Raw genomic sequence first — 10479 nt, 5'->3', positions numbered from 1 at the left:
CTATAGTTTTATGCATTTTAAGAACTCTTTATAATCAAATTACGTGGTAATGATATATTAGCCTACGTTTTCGGGTGTAGGGGAGTCCAATTATCTACAATCACTGCAAAAGCAACATGAAGTGTATAAAAATGATAAGTAGAGCTAGGCACTATTTAAACATGCTTGAGCGCTAGCTATACCATGAGTTCGCTGCAGACCAACATGCTCACTAAATTCACATAAATGCTCGGCAGTGCCTACCGCCCCAGTGAAGATAACTTCAAAATCACGGGTTAATTTTAACCAGCTTTCACTACTAATATGAAGCCTCGCCAGTATAGTAGCTGTGTCGCCATTAATAGCACCGCGTTTATCACCCTTGAGTAGACGCCCTGTTTCATCAACCAGTATTAAGTAGTCTTTTAAGTTAAAACGAATGCCTTTGGCTTTGTTTTGATGTTCATTTCCGGTAAAGGGTAATAACCTTGTGGGTTGCTTGCCTTTGATGGCTGCTTTAATACGTAGTTGAATACTGGTGAAATCTGATTGCTCTGGTGTTGAGGCAATCGCAGCGCGTACTGGGTTTAAATCGACATAGGCCATGCAAGACAGGAGTGCCCCTTCATCGAGCAGCGCTTGTGATTTAAAGCGCCCTTCCCAGAAATGACCTGTGCAGTTATCTTCTCGATTTGCTTGTCGTGCTATCGGCTCATTTAGTGAACGCATAAACCAGCTGATATCCATTAATCACTGTTTGTAAATGTCTGCTGTACTTTCAACCATCGCTAATTGAAACTTATCAAGGGGTTGTTTAGTAGCGTATTGTTGAGTAAGTAATGTCCCCTTAAATAGCTGATGCCAACGCGTTAATACTTCCGCTGTTGTCCAGCGCTTTACTTGCTCGCTATCAACATGTAACACCAGATGTAAGTGATTATGCATAACAACATGCGCACAAATATCAATAGCAAAGACTTGCGCTAAATTAAACAGTCGTTGTTCAATCCATGTCCGCCTGTGTTCAAAACTAACCCCTGTCTCTGTATCTACACCACATAAAAAAGCCTTACGTACCGTGCGACTGCAGATATGATAATAAGGTGTATCTAATAAGCTAATTTGCTGTGAACGAGGCTTTGCCACAATAATCACCAAACTAAATGAGAAGGGATAAATTAATCTTAGTTTACTGAATAAAAAACACACAAATTATTATGGGTGGCCTAATAGCAGCGCTGATAGCACTCTTATGACTCAATTACGGTTCAATACAACCACTATGAAACTAATTTATTACGCCCCGTTTTTTTAGCCACATAAAGTTTTTTATCAGCTAAGCTCAACATAGGTTTTATATTATTATTTATCCCATGAAATAAACCGATGGAGGCGGTAATATTTATAACAACGTCGTCTTTTTCATAAGGTGTAGATGCTATTTTTTTTATTAGCTTTTCAAAAAGATTAATCACTTTTTCTAGAGATAAATCATCAAGCACAACACAAAATTCTTCTCCTCCATTTCTAACGATCAGGTCTTTTTTTCTAAAGTTAGATTTTAAAACCTTACTTATTAACTTTAAAACATCATCCCCCACATCATGGCCATAAGTATCATTAACTACTTTAAAATGATCTATGTCTATCATCGCCACTGACAAAGGTTTGTTTGTTAAAAGTGCTGACTGTATAAGTACTTTAGACTCTACCTCTAGAGCGCGGCGGTTTTTAAGTTGAGTGAGTGGGTCTATTGTCGCTTCAATACTTTTTTCTTGAATGGTATCTAACATTTCAAGTACTTGCATAATACGAAGGTTTAACTGCTCTTTAACAAAGGGTTTAGTGATGAAATCGTTAGCACCTTTTTTTAAAAACTCTATTGAAAGTTGACTGTTATAGCCATGAGGGGTCATTCCAAGAACGGCGAGTGAGGTAGAAGGAAATTGTGCTCGTATAGCTTCAACAAGTTCGACACCTTGAATATCACCGCTGATGTCTAAGTCAATTAAAACGAGTTGAATATCACTGTGATTTTTTAATAACTCTAACGTAGTATTAGCATCACTACTGTGTAACGACGCTAAGCCAAACTGTTGTAAATTTTCGGCTAATTGATTACGAAAGCTCTCAGAGCCATCAACAATGAGCGCTTTGATAAAGTTATTTTTATATACACGTTCTATTAGTCTTGTGCTGTAAAGAAGGTCACTGTTTGGTTTTTTTATTAAGTATTCGAAAACACACTTATCTAGTAATATCTCTCGAATATCAGTCGAGTATTCTTGTGTATATACAATAGTAGGAATATTGTGTTCAAGTAGTAAGTCTACACTTTGCCCCTCCATTGCCCCATCAAGAAAATAGTCAAGTAATGCTATAAATACATTCTCTTTGTTTAGCTTTATGTATTCCTGTAACTGTTCAAAATTTTCTACAGTGTCTATCGAATAAGTGAAATTATGTCTTAGCTCTTCAATCTTATTTTTTAATAACTGGGGATTATCTTCTATCAGAAGTATTTTTTTCATTTGAACCTTTACCTAGTAATTAATAATATTTTAATTAAATATTTTTCTGTGAATGCATTACATTACAAGATTTAGTCTTGATTCAATGGGGGTGTAATACATTTAAGACATATTTAATGTAACCTTATAATAATTAATGATTTATGTCTTTATTTTTTATAGGGGTTTATATTTATCTAGTAAATTAAAGATAAAATATGACATGCGGCGTTATTGGTTTTTATACTAGCGCTACAAAGTTAGTAAGGTAATGGTGAGTTGGAATAACTAGCAGTGACGTAAAGTAATAAAATTTCGCTTTTCTTTTATCTATTTTGAGAGTTTAACTACTTATTTAATGAAGTGGTCAAATTAGGTATTGTTATTATGCCTATCTAATTAGGTATTTATTAGGTAACGCTGTGACAAAATGAAAAGACCAATTTTATAGCCAGTTAAAACTTGAGTATGCTCAGTTAGGACTTCCCTGTTCTAACCTTTGGATAGTTAACAACCTAATCTGATATTATTTTATCGGTGAGGGTTTACCATGAGGAGACGAACGTAAGTACTGAGGGGGTGCAGTGACTTGCTCTCCCAACTCAGCGGCGGCATGCCAAACCCAATGAGGGTTGTACATAATAGCTCTGGCCAGAGCAACCGCATCAGCCTGATCAGACGCAATAATATTCTCTGCTTGTTGCGTATCAGTAATAAGCCCTACCGCAATCACCGGAATATCGACAACCTGCTTAATGGCTGTGGCAAAAGGTACTTGAAAGCCTGGTGCGACGGGTATCTCTTGTAATGGGCTTAAACCTGCGGTACTAACATGAATAAACTGACAGCCTCGAGCTTGCAACTCGGTTGCCAGAGCTATACTTTCATCCAAGTCCCAACCACCAGTAACCCAATCAGTCGCTGAGATGCGTACCCCTAGGGTCATTTTATCCGAGATAACTGCTTGTACTCCATCAACAATATCGAGTAACAAGCGCATACGGTTTTCAAGGTTACCTCCATATTGATCATTTCGCTGGTTAGCTATTGGCGATAAAAACTGATGTAATAAATACCCATGAGCCGCGTGCAGCTCAATAACGTCAATACCGATGCGTTCAGCCCGTTTGGCAGCGCCAATAAAATCGTTAATAATATCATTTATATCATCAAGTGTTGCGGCCTGTGGAGTAGGATCATCGTTATCATACGGTAACGCTGAAGGAGCAATAGTTAACCAGCCATTCGTTTGGTCAGGTGCAATAACTTGACCTCCATCCCATGGCTTTTCAGTAGAGGCTTTACGTCCGGCATGAGCCAGTTGAATACCTATAGGCATAGCTGAATACTTGCGTATCGCTGTTAACGATCTAGCTAAGGCTTGTTCTGTTCTATCATCCCATAAACCGAGATCAGCATAACTAATACGGCCGCGTGGATTAACCGCAGTAGCTTCCAAAATGAGCATACCCGCTCCAGACAAAGCCAATCTTCCCAAGTGAATAGTATGCCAATCGGTTGCTGCGCCATCTTCTGCAGAATACTGGCACATGGGCGCAATAATAACGCGATTTTTTAAGGCTAGCTTACCCAGTTTTAGGGGGGTAAATAAATTACTCATAATATATTCCTGAAAATTGATAAGGTGAAGTAAAATAGACATTTAAGGCAGTCATAACATCCACCGATTTTACCGACACTTGATAAGTTATAAAGTCTGTTCTTTAGGTCTAAATTATAACTACTTCTAAAGCAATGACAATATAGCTCCTAGGTAAATCATTTTTACATATAAGTAACAATCATGAAATGGGAAGATATGAGTAATTTTGTTTATATTGTAGAAGTTGCTAACATTACAGTGCGAATGACACATCTACATAAATCTCACTAAAGGTGAGTATCGAAGTGATACCATAAAAATAAAAGTTGTTTTTAAACGTGGCTTTTTTGTGTCTAAAAATCGATTTGGTATTCCTTATCAAACTGCTATAATCGCCGCCGTTAATTTTAATCAATAAAGTAAACCACATGACTGTAGAGCAACTAACGTTACCAACGAGCGAGTTAACATCGCTTGAAAAATCACAATGTATAAAAATTGAAAAGAAGCTTAGAAGAAATGTTGGTAAAGCAATATTTGATTATAATATGATTGAAGAATCTGATGTCATTATGGTCGCCATTAGTGGAGGCAAAGACTCTTTTGCCATGCTTGATATTTTGCTTAAATTACAAAAGTCTGCCCCGATTAACTTTAAGATTATTGCGGTAAATTTAGATCAAAAGCAACCTGGTTTTCCTGAGCATATTCTCCCTGCTTATTTTGAATCGTTAGCTATCCCCTACTATATTGTTGATAAGGATACCTACTCTGTCGTTAAAGCTAAAATTGATGAAGGTAAAACAACCTGTGGCCTTTGCTCAAGGTTACGCAGGGGCACGTTATATTCATTTGCTGAGTCTATTGGTGCAACAAAAATAGCCCTTGGACATCATATGGATGACATGGTAGAAACGCTATTTTTAAATATGTTTTTTGGTTCAAAACTCAAAAGTATGCCACCTAAATTACTTGCTGATGATAAACGCAATATTGTCATAAGACCGTTAGCCTATTGTCGAGAAAAAGACATTATGGAATACGCTAACTATAAACACTTCCCCATTATTCCGTGTAACTTATGTGGCTCACAAGAAAATTTACAAAGACAAAATGTAAAGGCGATGTTGACCGACTGGGATAAACAAACACCAGGTAGAGTAGAAGCTATTTTCAAATCACTAACCAATGTGAGTGTTAGCCAATTAGCGGATACTAATTTGTTTGATTTTCAAAACTTAACGATTGACCGTTCAAGTGAAAAACAAGCTTATGAATTTGAAAAAGAGCAGGTCTCCTCTTCAAATATTGATGAGTCATTATATATAGATGTTACCAACATATAGCTAGGTATACTCGGTAGATCGTGGGAACGAGAGCCGGTGTCATTATTCAATGTTAATAAAAAAACGGCTAATGTTATCAACATTAGCCGTTTTTTAACTTTAAGGTGCCTATTAAATACTTGTTTCAGTTAAGTAGTGTTTATTGTGGCGTAACATATCAGTAATATCCGATATATACTCTTCACCACGCTCTGAATAAGGTAATAAGCCTGCGGCTAATACTTTGGCATCAAGTGGTTTGTCTTGTGCTCTTAACTCAGAGCGAATAGTTCTAAACACATGATAAGCATTATGTTTATTGATATTATTAAAATAGCCTGAAACCGCAGCATCAACACTATCAAAAGCGGCTACTTCATGTTTAGCGCCAGTATCACGACCGCCAGGTACCATGCCACATCCTCGGTTGTAACACCAAATACCGAAGAAATTTAAGCCCACACGAGCAAAGCGAGAGCTTCCCCAAGCTGACTCATTAGCGGCTTGAACTAATACCAATGCCGTAGGGATAATGTCAACGCGTACTAATAATTCATCAATTTGTTGTAATCTTGATGCTTCTTCATTGATACGGTAATTGGCTACCAATTTTTGTAGTGAGGCTTCTTCTTGGGTTGTTAAGCCTAATCCTAACGATAGCTGTTCGTGCCACTGTTCAAGTTTCGTTCTGTCTTTAGCTAACTGATTATTTTTATTTTCAATCGCTGGGCGAATAAAAGCAAAAAATTGACGCTTTTTAGTCGGTATATCATTAATAGCGGCAAAGTCTGGTAAGTTAACCTGATGTAGGGGTTTTTCTGATATCTTTACTTTTTTAGCCTTCTTAACCTTTTTGACTTGAGCTGTATTCGCTTCAACAACAGCGTCTTTTGCTATAAAAGGCTTAGGCACTAAAAAAGTAAATGGGGCTGCAACAGCAAGTATCAGTGCAGTAGATAAGACTAAACGTATTAGTAATATTATGTTCATAAAAGCTCCGTATTTATGAGTAGTTAAGCCGAAAAAGTATCATCTGAGTCATTATGATCAGTGCTTTTTGTCGCTGGCTTTGTTTCAATTGTATTGGTTAAGTCGCTATAGGTAGTGCTTTCATCGACAAACACGCCGAAAATATCGCGGTATAATATGCCTTTGACATTGTAATACCAAGGCGCTAAGTAAGAGAAACCAAACAAAAAGACAACAATAGCAATGGGCGCGAAGGTAGATTCTACTAATAAAGCGACCGGTAATACCAACGAAAATAACGCCATAAACAGCACAGTATAAATACTTAACAAAGGCATTACTTTAAAGCGTAATGCTTTGATTGATAATATAATAGCTTGCATAGGTGTTAATTTTTTTTCTACCACTAAAGGCACTGTCAACGATAACAATACCGCTAATAACACCCCTGGAATAATTAACAACTGGAAACCGATACTAATAAGTAACGACGTTAATAACGCACACAGCGCAACCCAGCTACCGCGATGTAAAAATGACAATATCATTTTAGTTTGTGTGGGCTTATTAATCGCATGATAAACCCCCATCATTTCAATCCCAGCCATAAAAGGCCATACCGCAATCGTGACAATAATATTAATGATCTGTAATAACTGTGGATCTTCGATAACAACTTCTATACCACCAAAAAAACTACTGGCGATAAACGAGACGACCATACCAAAAAACAGCACTAAAAAGAGTGAAAGATTAATTGATACTCGTGATTGTAGTGTGTATTGCCATGCTTCAGTTAAAACAGCTTTGACATTAATGTCATAGTCACCTTTTACCGCACGTTCAACACTACCACCAACGGAGATGATTATTTTTTTTTCTGGCAAAGTTAAGCCTTTTTTATAGTAAGATTATATTGTTGGCTATTATACCAAAACCACTTAAAGATGCGAATTTAAGCGCTAAAACAATAAGCTCACGCTTCAGGCTTTAGCCGTTTATGTTTTATATACTCAACACCAACTATTTTTGCGGGTGGATTTGGTGAATACGCGTTAAAACTTCCTTAAAGTAGTCACTGCCTTTTTGCTCGGCTAATACTATATTTTGTGTGGGTATATCCTCTGGGTTTTTGTATACCGATAGCACTCTTGCCATACTTGCTTCTCGAATAATATGCAGCATCGGATAAGGAGAGCGATTAGTAAAATTACTAGCATCATCAAAATCATCATCAGCAAAACAATATTCAGGATGCATAGTCGCTAATTGAAATATACCTTCAAAGCCTGACTCAACCAATAAATCGTTAGCATAGTCAACCAAATCGAGATAACGCTCAAAAGATCTAAAACCTTCTGTAAAAATAATTAGCGTTGTTTCAACGTCATCATGCTGTTGTAAATAATGACATTGCTCCAGCAAAACGTTCAAAGCCGTTTTAAGCTGTTGGGTCTTAGACGGGTAATAGCAAATGGTATTATTAACAAACTCTTTTTTAGCAAAAGGGCAAAAATTTAAGCCTATAATAATTTCATCTAGCCACTGCTTGGTAGCTTCAACCTCAGCGGATATCACTGAGTTGTCACTTTGCTGATTATCTTTATTCATATCATATTACTCTAGGATATTAAGACTGCTGTAATTGCCACATTTTACTGTACTGCCCTTGCAGCGCCAGTAATTGCTGATGATTTCCTTGTTCAACGATCTCACCATGACTCATCACTATAATATTATCACTATCTATAATGGTAGAGAGCCTATGGGCAATAACAAGACTGGTTCTACTTTTAGTCACTTCATTGATTGCCGTTAAAATCGCTTGCTCTGATTGACTATCTAAGGATGATGTTGCTTCATCAAACACCAGTATTTGTGGATTTTTTAAAATGGTTCTGGCAATAGCAACGCGCTGTTTTTCACCACCGGAAAGCTTTAAACCTCGCTCTCCTACCACGGTGTCTAATCCTTCAGGTAAACTGGCGATAAAATCAGCAAGGTGGGCTAAGTCAATGGCTTTTAATACTTCTTCCTTACTAGCGGTTGGACAACCATATTGCACATTATTAAATAACGAGTCGTTAAATAACACAGTATCTTGCGGCACAATACCTATGTGGCTGCGAAGTGATTGTTGGCTAACTTTGCTAATATCTTGCTGGTTAATGCTAATTGAGCCTGAGTCAACATCATAAAAGCGAAACAATAACTTCACTAAGGTTGATTTACCCGAGCCACTTTGCCCAACGACAGCCACTTTTTCACCGGCATTAACGCGAAAAGAAATCCCTTTAATAATCGGTCGTTTAGCATTATAAGCAAAGGTAATATTATCAAAAACAATACTCGCCTGACTCGTTGCTGCCAAAGCGCTATCTTCACTATGCTCTACTAGGTTTAACGCTAACGCATCGGTTGCATCTTCTACCTTAGGTGATTGAGCTAATAAACCAAATAAATTTTCAATATTGGCGAGCGAGCCTTTTATTTCTCGGTAAACGAACCCTAAAAAATTAAGTGGCATAAATAACTGCATCATAAACGCATTTATCAGCACAAAATCACCGAGCGTCATAACGCCTTTAGCGACTTCGTTAGCGGCAAGTGCCAACATACTCGTCATGGCTATGGCAATAATAAGGGCTTGACCACCGTTGAGGGCAAATAACGATAAACGGTTTTTAATTTTTGCTTCTTCCCACGTACAGAGCTGTTGATCATAGGCTTGTGCTTCAAACTCTTCATTGGTGAAATATTTAACCGTTTCATAATTGAGTAAACTATCAATGGCGCGAGTATTACTTGATGAGTCTGCTATGTTAGCTGCACGTACATAACGTGTACGCAGCTCGGTAGCAAAAATGGAATAAGCTATATAAGTAATAATGGAGCACAGTGTTATTACCGCAAACCATATGCCATATTTAACAAATAAAATAGTTATCACCATAACAATTTCAAGTAAGGTCGGCACAATATTAAACACCATAAAGCGCATTAAAAAGTTAATACCTGACGTACCTCGGTCAATATCACGCGATAATCCCCCAGTTTGCCTAGAGAGGTGAAAATCTAAATCAAGTGAATGTAAATGACGGAAAACTTTTAAGCCAATACGCCTAATGGCGCGCTCAGTGACTCGACCAAATAACGTATCTCTAATTTCGGCTAAAACGACTATTGATAATCTCACCAAACCATATGCAGCCACTAACGCAAAAGGCACAATAACCAGTGCCGAATTTACTTTATCATCGCTGTTAGCATCTAGCGTATCGACGATATCTTTGAGAATAAAAGGTAAATAAACACTGGCAATTTTAGTGAGTACTAAACAAAACATCGCCAAAGCGATACGTTTTTTATATTCAAATAAATAAGGTAAAATCAGTTTGAATGCTTGCCAGTTGATGGTACTGACCTCTTGTTCGGGGTAACTAGATCGGCGCATAATACTTCTTAAAGGTAAGTTAAAAGGTTAATTAAAAAAATGAATTGGAAGATAAGCTAAATGGTAAATACAGCTGTGAAATTTATAATAAATGACAAAACACATTTAGCCTACTAATTAACATTAACAATGATAGTTAATGAAAAGCTTATAAAAAAACTCGTATTAGTTTTAGCTAATACGAGTTTTGATGTTTTGATTAAAGCTACTGTTAACTATTTATTGGGCTACCCTACTGAGAACCTACCGAGCAATATAATGCCCGATATCACACAATAGACATAGTGAACTTAATAATTAACACTCACTTATTAAGTTCAACCTAGCGAATTAAATAGTATATAGTTAGTCGCTATTACCTTCTTCAACACGACTTTTAAGCTTTTGTCCTGGTCTAAAGGTAACAACTTTACGAGCAGAGATAGGAATATCTTCACCTGTTTTAGGGTTACGTCCAGGACGCTGGCTTTTATGACGCAAGTCGAAATTACCAAAACCTGAAAGCTTGACTTGATCACCACTTTCTAATGTTTCGCGAATTTCTTCAAAAAATATTTCAACCATATCTTTTGCGTCACGTTTGCTCAGCCCAACTTTTTCAACTAAATGTTCTGCTACTTCTGCTTTGGTAAGCGCCAT

At 37.1% G+C, this 10479-nt stretch carries 8 protein-coding genes and 1 pseudogene; 1 reads left to right on the top strand and 8 read right to left on the bottom strand.

Annotated elements, in window-relative coordinates:
- Nucleotides 1-144 precede the first annotated feature (144 nt).
- The 3 genes and pseudogenes from FCS21_RS11250 to FCS21_RS11240 form a co-directional block, all read right to left on the bottom strand.
- Nucleotides 145-1125: pseudogene (locus FCS21_RS11250) on the bottom strand (transposase).
- Nucleotides 1126-1259: 134 nt separating this feature from the next.
- Nucleotides 1260-2510, bottom strand: a complete 1251-nt coding sequence (locus FCS21_RS11245; RefSeq protein WP_138623415.1) for a diguanylate cyclase — start codon at nt 2508-2510, stop codon at nt 1260-1262.
- A gap of 505 nt (nt 2511-3015) precedes the next feature.
- Nucleotides 3016-4110: an NADH:flavin oxidoreductase/NADH oxidase gene (locus FCS21_RS11240; RefSeq protein ID WP_138623413.1), complete on the bottom strand. Its 1095-nt coding sequence runs from the start codon at nt 4108-4110 to the stop codon at nt 3016-3018.
- 410 nt (nt 4111-4520) lie between these two features.
- Between FCS21_RS11240 and ttcA the strand changes: the two genes are divergently transcribed.
- Nucleotides 4521-5438 (top strand): tRNA 2-thiocytidine(32) synthetase TtcA, encoded by a 918-nt coding sequence (ttcA, locus tag FCS21_RS11235; protein ID WP_138623411.1) that lies wholly within the window; start codon nt 4521-4523, stop codon nt 5436-5438.
- A 111-nt stretch (nt 5439-5549) separates the two neighbouring features.
- Here ttcA and FCS21_RS11230 read toward each other — a convergent pair whose 3' ends face one another.
- The 5 genes from FCS21_RS11230 to FCS21_RS11210 all read right to left on the bottom strand — a co-directional run bounded on the left by FCS21_RS11230 (nt 5550) and on the right by FCS21_RS11210 (nt 10479).
- Nucleotides 5550-6407: a glucosaminidase domain-containing protein gene (locus FCS21_RS11230; protein WP_138623409.1), complete on the bottom strand. Its 858-nt coding sequence runs from the start codon at nt 6405-6407 to the stop codon at nt 5550-5552.
- Nucleotides 6408-6430: 23 nt separating this feature from the next.
- The gene (locus tag FCS21_RS11225) at nt 6431-7273 is read right to left on the bottom strand and encodes a hypothetical protein (RefSeq protein WP_138623407.1); all 843 of its coding nucleotides are present in this window, start codon (nt 7271-7273) and stop codon (nt 6431-6433) included.
- 136 nt (nt 7274-7409) lie between these two features.
- Complete coding sequence (locus FCS21_RS11220; protein ID WP_138623405.1) at nt 7410-7997, bottom strand: DUF1415 domain-containing protein; 588 nt, start codon at nt 7995-7997, stop codon at nt 7410-7412.
- Between the two features lie 19 nt (nt 7998-8016).
- Entirely contained in the window at nt 8017-9840 is a 1824-nt protein-coding gene (locus tag FCS21_RS11215; RefSeq protein WP_138623404.1) for an ABCB family ABC transporter ATP-binding protein/permease, read from the bottom strand.
- Nucleotides 9841-10185: 345 nt separating this feature from the next.
- Nucleotides 10186-10479, bottom strand: a complete 294-nt coding sequence (locus tag FCS21_RS11210) for an integration host factor subunit alpha (protein WP_138623402.1) — start codon at nt 10477-10479, stop codon at nt 10186-10188.

Origin of the sequence: Colwellia ponticola (assembly GCF_005885605.1) — a bacterium.
GTDB lineage: Bacteria > Pseudomonadota > Gammaproteobacteria > Enterobacterales > Alteromonadaceae > Colwellia > Colwellia ponticola.
Note: the sequence above shows the minus strand (reverse complement) of the source record. Positions and strands in the feature narration are given on the sequence as shown.